We start from the raw sequence: 15,561 nt of genomic DNA, 5'->3' as shown, positions 1-15,561 counted from the left end.
ATGGCTAGATCGAAACAGCTGGGTCAATGGGCAGAAGCTGAAGCAGTGAAACTGATTAAAGATGCTGGATATACGATGATCCAGCAAAATTATCATTCACGTTTTGGTGAGATTGATGTCATTGCCGTTCACGAAGAAAAGCAAGAGCTGATCTTTGTTGAGGTTAAAGCCCGTTCAGCAACGCAATGGGGGCATGCATATGAGGTGGTCACCGCATCTAAACAAATCAAAATATATAAGACTGCATTAAAATTTATCGAACAGCATCCACAATTTCACCATCACTATTATCGTTTTGATGTTATTTGTTTTGATTTTTATAAAGAAATTGCAAAAAACTTACATCAAGATATTTCAAACTTAGCGTATGATCAACAGTGGATCGAAAATGCATTTACATTAAATGCGGACTTGATTAATCTGTAAAAGAAAATATTTAAGTAATTTATAATGTTATGAACATGGGTTTCATGAGGAGACTTACTCAGTGTTGAGCCGTATTGTAATCACGATGATGTGTGTCGCGAGTCTGTCAGGGTGTGCTAGTTTTATTTCTAAGGGTACGGGCACTGAACCAATAGGTGTTTCCAGTGGCTCACGCTCATTAGGTCAAGTTTTTATTGATTCTTCTATCGAAAGAACAGCCAAAATCAATCTATATAAATTGGATGCACGCTTTAAAAAGTCACGCGTCAACATCAATAGCTTTCATAGCAATGTGTTATTGACTGGACAAGTGCCAGATGAACACTTAAAGCAGCTTGCTGAAGATAATGTAAATGCAATGAGTGATGTGAAGACTATTCATAACTACATCACTGTGGGTAGTCAAATTGGCTATAACACGATCATGCAAGACACTGCAGTAACAACCAATACACGTAGTCTTATTATGCGTGCACCAATTGTGTCAGACAGTAAAGTTCATGTACATACAGAAGATGGTGTATTGTATGTAATGGGGCGTTTAAATAATGCCGAAGAAAAGGATTTAGAATCCGTACTTTCCAAAGTCGGTAATATCACTAAAATCGTGATGTTGGTTGACAACATTGAGAGTGGAAGCACACAGCCACAAGGCACAACGACTGTCCCAAGTGCTTATGTGACACCATTGGTCAATAATCAAGTGGAAACGCCAGTTGCAATAGAACCTTATTCGGCTGATTAACATGTCGAAACTTAAAAATAAGTTTGTCTATACGACAAATTTAAAAGGACATGTGTCAAAAATTCAAAGCACATTTGGTACAAAGTTTCAGGGTTTAAAACATCAATTAGATAATTTTAGACCCTATAACTTGGGGCAAATCGCAATCAAAAGCTTGACGCCTAAAAAAGGTTATCGGGTCAAAAGTAATATTGCTTATGGCTTAAAATCTCGGCAACGTTTGGATTTATACATCTCTGATCAAAGTGCGAATAAGCCCCTGATTTTATTTGTTCATGGTGGCGCTTGGAGTCGAGGCGATAAATCAGAATATGGTTTCGTGGGTGAGGCATTTACACGTTATGGTTATGATGTTGCGATTGTAAATTATCACTTGGCACCTGAACATAAATTTCCACACTATGTTGATGATTTGGTTTTGGCCTTACATTTTTTGCATGATCATCAGCAAGAGTTACAGATTTCTACAGATCAGATCGCATTGATGGGGCATTCAGCGGGTGCATTTAATATTGCGTCACTGTTGTACCATCCAAAGCTGTATGATTTAAAAATAAAAGACAATATCAAGGCTATGGTTGGCATTGCTGGACCATATCATTTTGATTATAAAGGTGATGTTTTAGCTGAGCACGCTTTTGAACTTGATACACCATATAACCAAGTGATGCCGTATTATTTTGTTGAACACAATCATATTCGTCATTATTTGTTGTTGGCTGAAAACGACAAAATTGTCGGCAAGAACAATAGTATCGATTTGAAGTCAGCGTTATTGTCTGCAGGAAATCATTGTGAACTCATGATTATTCCTAAGACAGGGCACATTACCATTATGGGCAGTGTATCGAGTTTATTTAGTCGCTTTTTCAAAACCCGTAGTGTGATTTTAGATGCATTAAATCAGTCTTTTAATTCATAAGACTGATTTATTGATCTTTCAGGTTTTGGTGAGATGTGATGTTATGTTGGCATTTTGCTGGCATGAATCACATGTTGAATCATGGCGTGTGCAATACTTCCTGCAAAAGGAATTTGCGGAAGCTGATCAAATTTGAAAAATTGCGCATCGCTAATTTCATCTTCTTGCAACACGATATCACCTGACACATATTCAGCCTTAAATGCAATCATCAAATTACTCGGAAAGGGCCAAGGCTGGCTCGACAAATATTGAATGTTGTCGATGTGAATACCCACTTCTTCAAGTGTTTCTCTTTGTACAGCTTGTTCTAAGGTTTCTCCGACTTCAACGAAGCCAGCAATTAAACCGTACATATCGCCTTTATTTTTTGCATTTTTTGCCAATAAAATCTCATCCTCACCACGGGTGATAACAGTAATAATACAGGGCTGGAGACGAGGGTATTGGTGATAGCGACATGCAGGGCACACCATGGCATATTCTGTTGGATGTACCTGAGTTTCAGTCCCACAATGACTACAAAATTTATGATTTCTGCGCCATTCTAAAAGCTGTAGAGCACGACTTGCTTGTTCAAATTGAGATTTGGTCCATTGGCTAATGAGCTGACGAATCGGAACAAGCTGATACCCTTCAGGAATTGATTCTTCTATATAAAGATCCCGGGCAATCACTTGATCACCCGATTGGAAACTTAAATCGCCCGCTAATTTTTCGACTTTCGGTAGTTGAAATTGGTCATCAACCAAAAGTTGTTGATGTTGAAAAATATAAGCGAGCGAGAGTTCAGACATTAGGCGATAGCTTTTAAGTTTTGACTACTCTTCAATGCTATCTGAAACATCTCTTGTAAGATAGGCTGTTTGTTTTGAATATTGTCAATAAGCATGTCTACACTGGCTAAAACGTCTAAAATACGCTCAATCTGTTGGTTACTAAAAGGTTTCTCTTTTTGTAGCTCGACTTCTAAGAAATGATGACAGTTCAATAATGCAACGTGACCATCTTTGACACTAAGGAACAGCATCGCACCACTAATTTCTTTTAGAATGGATGGGATTGCTTCCAAATCAGTAGTGTCTGGCTCTTTGATATACTGCACCAGCGTTTGACTACTTAAATCAACCAATGCTTTGGTTTCAGTGAGCAGAACTTCATAGGCTTCGTCTAAACGATCAAGCGAAATTTGTAGATTGTTTACACGCATTTGCAAACGGCTAGACGTATAGTTGCGTTCCAAAATTCCAATCGAATTCATAGCCGCTAGAATGCTGTCCATAAGCTCTTGAGCAAATTGATTGTTTGTTGTCATGTTGCTTTGATTAAGCTGTTCGACTTGTGCTTTTAAACTCAAATAAGCTTCATTCAAATTGAGTAATTTGAAGACATTCGCTAAATCAAGAAGCTTGGTTTTCAACTCATTGGTTTTTTCTTCTGACATGCTTTGGTAGTTGTATTCGATTTCATTTCGAATCTCTGCCATTTGTTCAGTGACTAAATTACTCACCACATGAATGGTTTCTAAATCAGGACCATAAAGATGGCGACTTAAAACCTGTAATTGAGTGTCAGAAAGCACCGTATTGCTGACCTTAAATTGCTCGCGCAATTGAATTGCTAACTCATCTTCCTGACCGATGCAAATGCTCAGAACATTGGCAAGATCTAAAGTTGAAACTTCAAAAGTTTCAGGATGAGTAATGAATTCAGCAAGGTTAGTTTCGATGCCAATCAGCGTTCTTAGGCGTGAGTCAGATAGGGTAATCGATTGAATTTGCTTCAATGCTGTATTGACCAAGTGCCAGTATTGCTGGCTTGGCGTGTTGACTGAAAGCTGTGCTAAATAATGAGCTACAGCTTTTAACGCTTCCAAATCCAACTCAGTTTCACTATGTGAAAGGAGCTTATCTAAACAGATTTTATAGAGCTTATGTGCATAGACAGATTTTTCTGTAGATAGGGCAGTGACAGACTCAACATTGGGTTGAGCGTGTTCAAGTCCTGAAACCAGATCTGCGCCTTCCTGTGTTAAAGGTTTGCCTAAGGCCACTTCAAGAATATTAATGGTGTCGAGTAAAAACTGAGTTGCATTCACTTCACGTAGGCAACTAAATTCGATATAGCGTTTCAACATGGTGGTGCCTTCACTCAAAGCAACCACTTCCTGCATATTCACATCATCGGGTTTTTGCATGATGTTATTCATCAATTCTGACGCGTATTCAGCAAGTTTTGCTAAGTGAGGCATATCAATCAGGATCAAGACCTTGGCACATTGTTGCAACTGAATGAGCGCATCATCTATACCAAAAGGTAGGCTATGATCTTCGATTAAACTGTTGACTGCAGATTCTACTAATTGTATTGAATTATCGATTTCTTTTTTAATTATCAATAGTGATGTTGGGTCAAAATGTATTGAGGTTTGGTAAGACATCGATCTGCACCTTTCCTAGGTATATAAATGTTCTGATTTAGCCTTTAAATTGAGACTAATTTTTCTAAATGTTAAAGGCTATTAAAACCCATTTATCAGATGCCTGAAGCATGCTGTATACACGCCTTCAGTCACCTGAGATAAATGAATGATCTACATCATCTAATATAACTGAACAATGATTTCTTTACAAAAAATATCAAATCAAAACAGTGATTTATTTTGCAAAAAGACAAGGTTCTCCATGTTTTTCTTGATATTGCTTGATCCAGTTCTCATGTTGTTCTAGTTCAGTGTCTGAAGCCAAGATCACAGGTAAATCAATTTCAATTTTTTTTCTTTCGCCAATTTTACCATTATGGTCAGCATTTGCCGATAAGGCATCCATATCAAACGATACTTGACCACCTGTCATGGCTAAATATACGTCAGATAAAATCTCCGCATCAAGGAGTGCCCCGTGGAAAGTACGGTCACGTTGTGGTACTTCATAACGACGAACCAAAGCATCCAAAGAGTTCTTTTGACCTGGATGCTTGTTTTTTGCCATGACCAAGGTATCAGTCACAGTACAGACTTCAGATAATGCAGGAAAACCTGCACGTTTAAACTCCATATCAAGGAAGTTCATATCGAAGGTTGCGTTATGGGCAATAATTTCAGCGCCTTTCAAGTAATCAAAAAGAACATCTGCAATTTCAGCGTACAGTGGTTTATCTTTTAAGAACTCATCTGAAATACCATGGACATTTTCAGAATCACCGACAGGTTTTTTCGGATTGATATAAATGTGAATCGAACTACCCGTCAGCTTGCGATTGATCATTTCAATCGCGCCCACTTCAATAATTCGATCGCCATCTTGATAATAAAAACCTGTGGTTTCTGTATCGAGAATAAGCTGACGTGGTCCTTGCAAATGTAAAGTCGGTTCAGTGATGACAATCTGTGGATGACTTTTTGTCGCTTGCGCAGATATATTAGGCTTTAAGTCATTATTTTCATGTGAAAGATCTTTTGCTTGTTCAAGTGATTCAAGCGTCGAATTTTCTACAGGTAATGCAACCAGTGCAGGCACACTTGGCTGTTCAATTTGTTCTGAAGCTTGTTCAGTGTTAGCGTCTGGGTTTAAAGGTTCTGTGCTTTCATGCGCTAATTCTTGTGTCATTTCTTCTGGTTCGAGTAGATCAAAACCAAAAGGATCATCTAAAAGCCAATCTTTATCTACTTTTTTTTTATCCATAGCATCTATCAGCGGTGTGTTTGAAATCTGTTCAGCTTGAATATTACTTGAAATATCTCTAGGTTGGAATGTGCCATTTTTAAGTTGTTCTAAAGTTTGATCAGCACCCAAATTGGCTAAGTGATCTGCCATTTCATTGCCTGCATGCCCAGCATGACCTTTAATCCAGTTCCACTCGATTTGACGACCTTGGCAGACTGCATCGAGTTCTTTCCAAAGATCTGGGTTTTTAACATCTTTCCAATTTTTCTTTTTCCAACCTTCAATCCACTCGGTAATGCCACGTTTAACGTAGTTGGAGTCTGTCCAAATGATCAATTGGGCATCTTGAGGACAAAAACGAATCCCTTCAATTGCAGCACTTAATTCCATGCGGTTATTGGTCGTATCGGGTTCGCCGCCAAACAGTTTATGCTCTTCATGTTCAGTAATAATATATGCACCCCAGCCACCTAAGCCAGGATTACCACGACATGCACCATCGACATAAAGGGTGATAGTTTGAGACATAATTTGGACCAATAAGATTAAATTAAGAGTTGAACATCATCAATTAAGAATTTATTGTATACGCAAATCAAGTGAATCAGTGTGATATCTGGAAGTTTTTTAATTTCTTGTAACATTTATATTTGCATCCTATGCATTTAATGTCTTGTGTGATGCAAATGCTTCACTAAAATGACATTAATAAAATAAATTCATTATATGTTGTTCGGAATTTTTATGTATAAACCAACCACAGCAGTGTGGCAGCCATCTGCATCATTTTTATTTAAATTATCAGTTATCTCGACAGCAGTGGCAGGTATTGGTTTAACTGCTGGTTGTTCTTCAACGCCATCATCGCCTCAAAAAGTGCAAACTTCAAAGCAAGTGGGGCTTTTGGATGCAAATAGTCTAGATTCCTTAGAAGATTTACTCTCTGCGACTGATATGCGTGCTGTAGAGGGAGATCGTCTCTTGATTTTAAAACATGGTGATGTTTGGAAACGCATGACCGTGGGCTTTAAAATGGATACAGATCGATGGGATCCACGTATTGAAGCACAGCGTAGTTGGTTTGCAAGCCGTCAACCCTATATCGATCGTTTGAGTGCACGTGCTTCGCGCTATCTATATCACACTGTAAAAGAAGCGGAGCGTCGCGGTATACCGACAGAACTTGCCTTACTTCCTGTAATTGAAAGTTCATATGATCCAGCCGCAACCAGTAGTGCCGCGGCAGCAGGGATGTGGCAGTTCATTCCAAGTACGGGGCGAATTTATGGTTTAAGACAAACCAGTTTGTACGACGGTCGCCGTGATGTGGTTGAATCTACACGCGCTGCTTATGAGTTTTTGGGTAGCTTATATAACCAGTTTGGTTCTTGGGAATTAGCGCTTGCTGCATACAATGCAGGGCCAGGTCGTGTTCAACAAGCCATTAACCGTAATGCGGCGGCTGGATTACCAACAGATTATTGGTCTTTACGTCTTCCGCAAGAAACCATGAACTATGTGCCTCGTTTCTTGGCTGTGGCACAAATTATTAAATCACCACAAAAATATGGGGTTTCAATTCCTCCAATTGCAAACCGCCCTCACTTTAAAGAAGTATCGGTACCCGCTGGTGCAAGTCTGAGTGAAATTGCTTCAATTATTAATCTCAGCCGTGCTGAGCTATATCAGTTGAATCCTGGTCACCGTGGTGATGTGATTGATGCTCAAAGTACTATGCGTTTGCTTATTCCAGTCGATACAAGCGCATCTGCTGAAGCAAAATTAAAAGCATTAAAACCATCGAGCGGTTTTTTTGCACAGAATTCAAATGCGACGCCTGTTAACCCGCAACCTGCTTTAACCGTCAATACCAGCATTAAATCAAATACAACGCAAGCAACGACGACGAGTAAACCAGTAACACCGTCTACAAGTGCAAATACCAATACTACAATTACTGCGAACAATACAAAAGCAACGACAACAAAGACCACACCGCAGACCACAACAACAAAGCCTTCATCAAATGCGAACTTGTCGGGCTCAACATTGGCTAAAACCCCTGTGGGTTCTAATGCTTTAGCTGCTTTTGCAACGTCTGCATATGTGCCAAGTGCGCCTCGTATTCCTGTTGCAGTAACACCTGCACAGAATGTTAAACCTGTGATGATTGAGCCACCAATTTCTAATGAAGAGCGTGAGAAATTGTTGGGTGCAAACTCAGAGCTCAAAGCGAGTTTAACAGACGTTCAAGTGCGTGAGGTGTTAGAACCTCAATCGACTCCAGCTGAAACCAAAGAAGTTGTTGACGAAATTAAAGCCTTGGTGCCAACAGGTACAGAAATTGTTGATCCTTTAGATGGAAAAATTAAGTTAACCGCAATTCAAACCAGTCAATCTGTTGCAGCGCAACAGGGGGAAGAGGTTAAGTTAGGTTTCGCCTATCCGAAATCAGTTGCTGACCATACTGCTGCAAATTCTGAAGAAGCACGTCGTAACAAAGACAAGACTTTTGAAAAGACTGAAAGTGAAGTTCGTGTGGTTGCACCTAAAGGTGAGCGTAGTACTTATACCGTTGCCGCTGGAGATACATTAGCCACTATTGCCATGAAAAATGGCGTGAATTGGCGTGATATTGCAAAATGGAACCAGATTGATCCAAATGCATCGCTATTTGTCGGTAACACTTTGTACTTATATGATGCAAAGCCGCAAGTTGCTCAAAAAGCTGAATCAAAAGCATCGAACAAACAAACAGTTTATTTTGTTAAACCCAATGACAGCTTAACTGCGATTGCAAATCAGTTTAATTTATCTGTTCAGCAGTTGGCAGAACGCAATAATTTGAGTCCGAACAGCAATGTATATGTGGGACAAAAATTAAGCTTGGTTGAAACTACAGCAAAAAATCTCACAACGAAAGAGAAGCAACAAGAAAGAGCTTCAACCAGTAAAGCTAAAACCCAAGCTTATACGGTTAAACGTGGTGAATATTTAAAACAAATTGCGGAGCGTTATGGTTTATCCAATCAAGAATTGGCTCAACTTACACCGAATTTAAAAGCTGATAGTAGCTTGTATATTGGACAAAAAATCAATGTCCCAGTTGACGAAGTAACCGCAAAATCTGATTCTTCATCTGTTAAAGAGAATAAGACTCAGATTGATCAAGTGAAGGTGCAGTCGTCTTATAAAGTTGAAAACTATAAGGTTCAACGTGGAGATACGCTGTCGAGTGTTGCGGCTCAAGCCAAGATTTCATTGGCTGAACTTGCAGAGTTAAATAAAATTTCAAGTTCGAAAAATCTGTTGGTGGGTGAAACACTGAAGATTCCTGCAAGTTCTACAGTCCCAGAAAGTTATACCGTTAAATCAGGTGATAATCTGACCTCTGTTGCGACCAAATATAATTTGACCAGCAGTCAGTTAGCAGAGCTCAATGGTTTAAGAGTTTCATCAGGTTTGATGGTGGGTCAAAAACTGAAATTGGTGGGTGAGCCAGAAACCAAAACCAGCAGCAAAGCCAAAACAAAAAACGAATCGAAAGACATTTATGTTGTAAGTTCTGGTGATACCTTGGCAAGTATTGCGCGTAAGTACAATTTGCAATTGAGTTATTTGGCTGAGTTAAATGGTTTATCACGCAATGCCAATGTATATGTAGGACAAAAATTGAAAATTGACGGAGACTTACCAAGTAAATCTCAGTCATCAGCGACTACACGTCCAAATGCCAAAAATACAGAGTCCTATACAGTTAAATCTGGTGAATCGCTTAATGTTATTGCAAATCGTATTGGTGTAAGCACCAAAGATCTTGCTGAATTGAATGGTTTAACAGCTCGTTCAGGCTTACAACGTGGTCAAACCATTGTGATTCCAAAAACGATTCGAGATTATCGTATTCAAAGTGGTGATTCACTTATTCGTTTAGCCAATCGTTATGGATTAGAAACGCATCAGTTGGCTGAAATGAATGATATGAAACCTAATGCACCTTTACGAATTGGTGATACGATTAAAGTCCCAAATTTGTAAAATTGCCAAACGCAATATAAGGAAGTAGCGAAAGGATGCCGCTTAACTTTGCATGTGCGCGTACATGTGTTTTTCTCAGTGCTTGTGTCGTTGCTTTCCAGACGACATGGGCGCAAGTTCAAACCTCACCTTATATTGCGATTCATACTCAGCCCAAATACGCACAAGCGCAGTCTATGCCTTATGCCAATCCGCATGCACCTAAGGGCGGAATGATCAGTGCGGCAAAAAATGGCACATTTGACAATCTCAATAGTATGAATGGTAAAGGTAGTTCCACTGAAGGCGTGAATTACCTATTTGACACACTCATGGAAAGTTCATTGGATGAACCGAGTGTTATGTATCCGCTATTGGCTGAAAAGGTCACTTTCGATCCAGTCAAAACCAAATATGTCATTTTTCATTTGAATCCCAAAGCCAAATTTAGTGATGGAACTCCGGTCACAGCGGAAGATGTACGTTATACCTTTGAGCTTTATCTGACCAAGAGTAATCCAGGTTTACAGATGTATTTGGCGGATATCGATCAGGTCAATGCGCTCTCTAAATATGATGTGAAAATTACGTTTAAGTCTGACAGCAACACCGAAATGCCTTTGATTTTGGCGCAAATGCCGATTTATTCAAAAGCAGATTGGAAAAATAAAGATTTTGCCAAATTGACCATGAAACCGATTTTAGGTTCAGGGCCTTATCTGATTGATCGAATAGATGCAGGTCGCAGCATCACTTATAAACGTAATCCAAATTATTGGGCAAAAGACTTAGCGATTAACCGAGGTCGCTATAACTTTGATCGGATCAAATATGTGTATTACCGCAGTTTAGATATTGCCTTTGAAGGCTTTAAGTCAGGTCAATACACCTTTCATGAAGAATATAAGTCACGTAATTGGGTCACTGAATACGATTTTAATGCAGTTAAATCAGGCATGGTGGTGAAATATCGTCACAAGACTAAAGTACCAGTGACCACGCAAAGTTTTGTCCTGAATACTCGAAAAGCGCCATTTAGCGATATTTATTTTAGACAAGCACTGAATTATGCCTATGATTTTGAATGGCAAAACAAAGCTTTATTTTATGGGCAATATCAACGTTTACAAAGTTATTTTCAAAACAGCGAGTTAGAAGCCAAAGGAGCACCATCTGCTACTGAATTGGCGATTCTGAAAAACTATTTGCCAAAATTGCATCCCTTACAACAGCAAGGTGTGCTCGCCAATTGGAAGTTTCCAGAAACAGACGCCAGTGGATTCAATCGTAAAGGCTTATTGCAAGCACGCGCTATTTTACTTAAAGCTGGATATCGTTATAAAAATAGTCAATTGCTAGATCAAAAAGGTAGAGTTGTTCGGATTGAGTTACTCAATCATCAAGAAGGTTTTCAACGAACCTTAATGGCGTATGTACGTAATTTGAGAAAGCTGGGCATTCAAGTGTCGATTCGTCAAGTCGATACGCCGCAATATATTGAACGGATGCGCCGTTATGATTTTGAAATGACCACCATGGCAATGCCACAATCTTTGACGCCTAGCAATGAGCAGGCGCAAATGTGGAGTAGTCAAGCTGCAGATGAAATCGGTAATTATAATTTTGCCGGAATCAAAAATCCAGTAATTGATGATGCGGTCCAACAAGTGATTCGTGCACCTAGTCGCGAACAATTAATTTTAAGAACTAAAATTTTAGATCGATTATTACGGTCGGGTTATTACCAGATTTTAACCTATGGTAAGAGTGAAAATTGGTATGCTTACTGGAATATGTATAAACAACCTCAAGTGAAACCACAGTTATCGCTTGGATTAGATTATTGGTGGGTTGATCAAAATCAAGCAAAAAAAGTGGCGCAGTATTTGCGTCAGAATTAACTCAATGATTGGTCTATTTATATTTAAGTTAAACCTTTCAAATTGTTAAAGTTGCATAGGTTTGAATAAATGTGTTGGTTGACATGTTTAATTTGATTCGTTTGCTACCTACACCACACTTGTAACAAGGAAAGTCTTTCAATGGGTGCATATATTGTAAAAAGGCTACTGCTGATTATTCCCACATTGTTTTTTATTTTATTGATTAACTTTGTGGTGGTACAGATTGCACCGGGTGGTCCAGTCGAACAAGCCATTCAGCAGGCTGAAAGCTTCCAAGGTGTAGGCGTGGCACAAGGCGGTGGGGAAGTTGCGGGTTCTAACTCAGGTTTGAAATATCAAGGTGCTCGCGGTTTAAGTGATGAGATGGTCGCCAAAATCGAAGCGCAATATGGTTTTGATAAACCCGCTTATGAACGCTTTTGGATTATGCTCAAAGGTTATTTGACTTTAGACTTTGGTACCAGTTTTTTTAAAGATAAACCTGTCACTCAATTACTTTGGGAAAAAATGCCTGTCACCATTTCTTTGGGACTTTGGAGTACTTTACTGATCTATTTGGTATCGATTCCATTGGGTATTAAAAAAGCCAAACAACATGGTTTGCTCTTTGATAAATCAACCTCATTACTATTGGCAGTCGGTTACGCCGTACCATCGTTTGTTTTTGCGATTTTACTGATTGTTTTTTTTGCTGGCGGATCATATTTTCAATGGTTTCCATTACAAGGTTTGGTCTCTGAAAATTTTGAGAACTTCAGTTTAGGTGGAAAAATTTTAGATTATTTTTGGCATATGACTTTGCCATTGATTGCTATTGTCTTAGGTGGATTTGCTGGTCTGACGTATTTAACCAAATATTCCTTTATGGAAGAGCTGAATAAACAATACGTGTTGTCTGCACGTGCCAAAGGACTAGAAGAAAACCGTGTGTTGTATGGTCATGTGTTCCGCAATGCTATGCTCATTGTGATTGCAGGACTACCTGAAGCGTTGGTGGGTATCTTTTTTGTCGGCAACCTGTTTATTGAGATTATTTTTAATTTAGATGGTTTAGGGTTGTTGGGCTTTGAAGCGATTCAACAGCGTGATTATCCCGTGATCTTCGGAACCTTGTTTATTTTTACCCTATTGGGCTTAATTTTACGGTTAATCAGTGATGTCTTGTATCAGGTGATTGATCCAAGGATTAACTTCGATGCACGAGGAGCCAAATAATGTCTCCCATCATGCAGGCGCGTGTAAAGCGTTTTAAACGAAACAAACTGGGCTTTTGCTGTTTTATCTTATTTGCCGTGATCTTCATTCTATCGTGTATGGCAGAGCTGATCGCCAATGATAAACCGATCGTGGTGAAATATGACCAACAGTATTATTTTCCAGTCTTTAAGTCTTATCCTGAAACGACATTTGGCGGTGTGTTCGAAACCGAAGCAGATTATAAAGATCCTGCAGTTGAACAATTGATTCAAGCCAAAGGATGGTCAGTTTGGCCGCTCATTCACTATTCTTATCAGACGCCAAATTTTGCCTTGGCTGAACCTGTACCATCACCACCGACTTCACAAAACTTGCTGGGAACAGATGATCAGGGGCGTGATGTGCTCACCCGCATTCTCTACGGTTTAAGAGTCTCACTATTATTTGGTTTGGCTTTAACGTTATTTGCGTCCCTGATCGGTATTATCGTGGGTGCGATTCAAGGCTATTACGGTGGATGGGTCGACCTGATTGGTCAACGTATTCTTGAAGTTTGGGGCGGATTGCCCACTTTATTCATGGTCATGATTTTGGTCAGCATGTTTACACCAAGTGTGTATTGGCTGTTTGTGATTATGCTGATTTTTGGTTGGCCTGCATTGGTTGGTTTGGTTCGTGCCGAATTCTTACGTGCACGTAATTTGGACTATGTGCGCGCGGCAAGGTCTCTTGGGGTTAAAGATTCAACCATCATGTTTCGGCATATTTTACCCAATGCCATGAGTTCAACCCTGTCACAACTTCCATTTATGCTCACAGCAAATATCACCGCACTGACTGCTTTGGATTTTCTCGGCTATGGTTTACCTGCCGATGCAGCCTCACTTGGGGAGTTGCTATTACAAGGAAAAAATAATTTAAATGCACCGTGGCTGGCATTGTCAGGATTTTTCACCTTGGCAATTGTGCTGTCTTTATTGATTTATATTGGGGAGGCGACACGTGATGCATTCGACCCACGACGCAACTGATTTGCAAGCATTACTCAGCGTTGAAGATCTTCAGATTTCAGTAGAGTCGAGCACTTCGCCTCAAGTACTTGTTGAAGATTTAAATTTTAAACTTTTTACAGGTAAAACTTTAGCAATTGTGGGTGAGAGTGGTTCAGGAAAATCCATCAGCAGTCTAGCATTGCTCGGTTTATTGCCGGACAATCTTAAAGTTCAAGGACAAGCTTATTTGCATGGGCAAGATGTGCTTCAGCTCAATCAAACCCAGCTTCGACAAATTCGTGGACAAAAAATTGCCATGATTTTTCAAGAACCGATGACCGCATTAAATCCGTTACATCGGGTCGAAAAAATTATAGGTGAACCTTTACTGCTACAAGGTCAGTCCAAAGAAAAAGTTAGAAAGAAAATCATTGATCTACTTCATGATGTGGGTATAAGCGAACCTGAAGATAAATTACGACGTTATCCACATGAGTTGTCGGGTGGGCAACGTCAAAGAGTGATGATTGCAGCAGCGCTAGCTTTAGATCCTGAAATTATTATTGCTGATGAACCAACCACAGCACTTGATGTCACCATACAGACGCAAGTCTTAAATTTACTCCAACTTCTCATTCAAAACCGCAATATGGCAATGATTTTGATTAGTCATGACCTCAATTTGGTCAAGCGCTATGCAGATGATGTGATTGTCATGAATCAGGGTAAAGTTGAAGAACAAGGAGATGTAAAAACGATTTTTACCCAAGCCAAAGCTGCTTATACACAGCATCTGTTAAATCATGATTTTGGTGAGGCCTATCCACTCAATAATGATTTGAAAGAGGTTTTAAAATTACATCATCTTGCAGTGAAATTTCCCATTAAAAAAGGGTTGTTAAATCGTATTCACGACTATTTCGTCGCTGTTGAGCCTTTGGATTTGACTGTACATCAAGGTGAATCCATTGGCATTGTTGGAGAAAGTGGCTCTGGTAAAACATCCATGGCATTAGCAATCGCACGATTGATAGAAAGTGATGGCAAAATTGTATTGATGGGTAAAGATTTAAATCAACTTAATGAGCGTAAATTACGCCCACTGCGCACACAATTTCAAATGGTCTTTCAAGATCCGTTTAGTAGTTTGAATCCTCGAATGACAGTCGAGCAGATTATTGGTGAAGGTCTAGCTTTGCAAAAAATCAGTGCCTCTGATTTGAATGAGCGAATTGAACAGGCATTGCTTAAAGTGGATTTACCTATCAATTTTAAACATCGATATCCACATGAATTGTCAGGTGGGCAAAGACAGCGAATTGCTTTGGCACGTGCCTTGGTGTTACGACCTAAATTGATCATATTGGATGAGCCAACTTCGGCTTTGGATCGAACGACTCAGCGTTCCATTGTGAAACTTTTACGTCAATTACAACATGAATTTCAAATCAGTTATGTGTTTATTAGCCATGATCTACAAGTGGTCAAAGCCCTGTGTCAAAAGGTATTGGTGCTTCGTCATGCGAAAGTGGTTGAGTTCCAAGAAACACAAGATTTATTTAACTCACCGCAACATAGTTATACCAAAAAGTTAATCGAAGCGAGTCAGTATTAATCGTGTGAAAGACCGTAGATTAAAATTGACATTAGCTATTGTCAAATTTAGACTCAAGATTAGGGATAACTTAGCAAT

At 39.4% G+C, this 15,561-nt stretch carries 11 protein-coding genes; 8 read left to right on the top strand and 3 right to left on the bottom strand.

All coding sequences use genetic code 11. From position 1 onward, the window contains the following. The 3 genes from G8E00_RS10940 (at nucleotide 1) to G8E00_RS10930 (ending at nucleotide 2,093) form a co-directional block, all read left to right on the top strand. Entirely contained in the window at nucleotides 1–426 is a 426-nt protein-coding gene (locus G8E00_RS10940) for a YraN family protein (protein ID WP_166224551.1), read from the top strand. Between the two features lie 61 nt (nucleotides 427–487). Continuing rightward, nucleotides 488–1,171, top strand: coding sequence for a BON domain-containing protein (locus G8E00_RS10935; protein ID WP_166224548.1), 684 nt, complete (start codon nucleotides 488–490; stop codon nucleotides 1,169–1,171). A gap of 1 nt (nucleotide 1,172) precedes the next feature. Next, nucleotides 1,173–2,093 carry an alpha/beta hydrolase gene (locus tag G8E00_RS10930; protein ID WP_166224545.1) on the top strand — a complete coding sequence of 307 codons (921 nt, stop codon included), beginning with the start codon at nucleotides 1,173–1,175 and terminating at the stop codon, nucleotides 2,091–2,093. Between the two features lie 41 nt (nucleotides 2,094–2,134). Here the strand turns inward: G8E00_RS10930 and nudC are convergent, their stop codons facing one another. The 3 genes from nudC to dnaQ form a co-directional block, all read right to left on the bottom strand. Next, on the bottom strand, nucleotides 2,135–2,890 hold the full coding sequence (nudC, locus tag G8E00_RS10925; protein WP_166010684.1) for an NAD(+) diphosphatase: 756 nt from the start codon (nucleotides 2,888–2,890) through the stop codon (nucleotides 2,135–2,137). Then, the gene (locus tag G8E00_RS10920) at nucleotides 2,890–4,533 is read right to left on the bottom strand and encodes a chemotaxis protein (protein ID WP_166224542.1); all 1,644 of its coding nucleotides are present in this window, start codon (nucleotides 4,531–4,533) and stop codon (nucleotides 2,890–2,892) included. Before G8E00_RS10920 ends, nudC begins: the two co-directional genes overlap by 1 nt. Before the next feature lie 217 nt (nucleotides 4,534–4,750). After that, nucleotides 4,751–6,286 (bottom strand): DNA polymerase III subunit epsilon, encoded by a 1,536-nt coding sequence (dnaQ, locus tag G8E00_RS10915; RefSeq protein WP_166224539.1) that lies wholly within the window; start codon nucleotides 6,284–6,286, stop codon nucleotides 4,751–4,753. A gap of 216 nt (nucleotides 6,287–6,502) precedes the next feature. On the opposite strand from dnaQ, the gene G8E00_RS10910 reads away from it, so the two are divergent. From G8E00_RS10910 to G8E00_RS10890, 5 genes are all read left to right on the top strand, one after another. After that, nucleotides 6,503–9,796 (top strand): lytic transglycosylase, encoded by a 3,294-nt coding sequence (locus G8E00_RS10910; RefSeq protein ID WP_166224536.1) that lies wholly within the window; start codon nucleotides 6,503–6,505, stop codon nucleotides 9,794–9,796. A 35-nt stretch (nucleotides 9,797–9,831) separates the two neighbouring features. Continuing rightward, a complete protein-coding gene (locus G8E00_RS10905) occupies nucleotides 9,832–11,676 on the top strand; it encodes an extracellular solute-binding protein (protein ID WP_166224533.1) in 1,845 nt (614 codons plus the stop codon). A gap of 141 nt (nucleotides 11,677–11,817) precedes the next feature. Further along, nucleotides 11,818–12,894: a microcin C ABC transporter permease YejB gene (locus G8E00_RS10900; RefSeq protein ID WP_166010674.1), complete on the top strand. Its 1,077-nt coding sequence runs from the start codon at nucleotides 11,818–11,820 to the stop codon at nucleotides 12,892–12,894. Next, nucleotides 12,894–13,907, top strand: a complete 1,014-nt coding sequence (locus G8E00_RS10895; RefSeq protein WP_166010672.1) for an ABC transporter permease — start codon at nucleotides 12,894–12,896, stop codon at nucleotides 13,905–13,907. Before G8E00_RS10900 ends, G8E00_RS10895 begins: the two co-directional genes overlap by 1 nt. Next, entirely contained in the window at nucleotides 13,882–15,483 is a 1,602-nt protein-coding gene (locus G8E00_RS10890; RefSeq protein ID WP_166226521.1) for an ABC transporter ATP-binding protein, read from the top strand. Before G8E00_RS10895 ends, G8E00_RS10890 begins: the two co-directional genes overlap by 26 nt. Nucleotides 15,484–15,561: the final 78 nt, after the last annotated feature.

This window comes from Acinetobacter shaoyimingii, from assembly GCF_011578045.1.
GTDB lineage: Bacteria > Pseudomonadota > Gammaproteobacteria > Pseudomonadales > Moraxellaceae > Acinetobacter > Acinetobacter shaoyimingii.
This window is presented reverse-complemented; position numbering and strand designations above follow the sequence as displayed.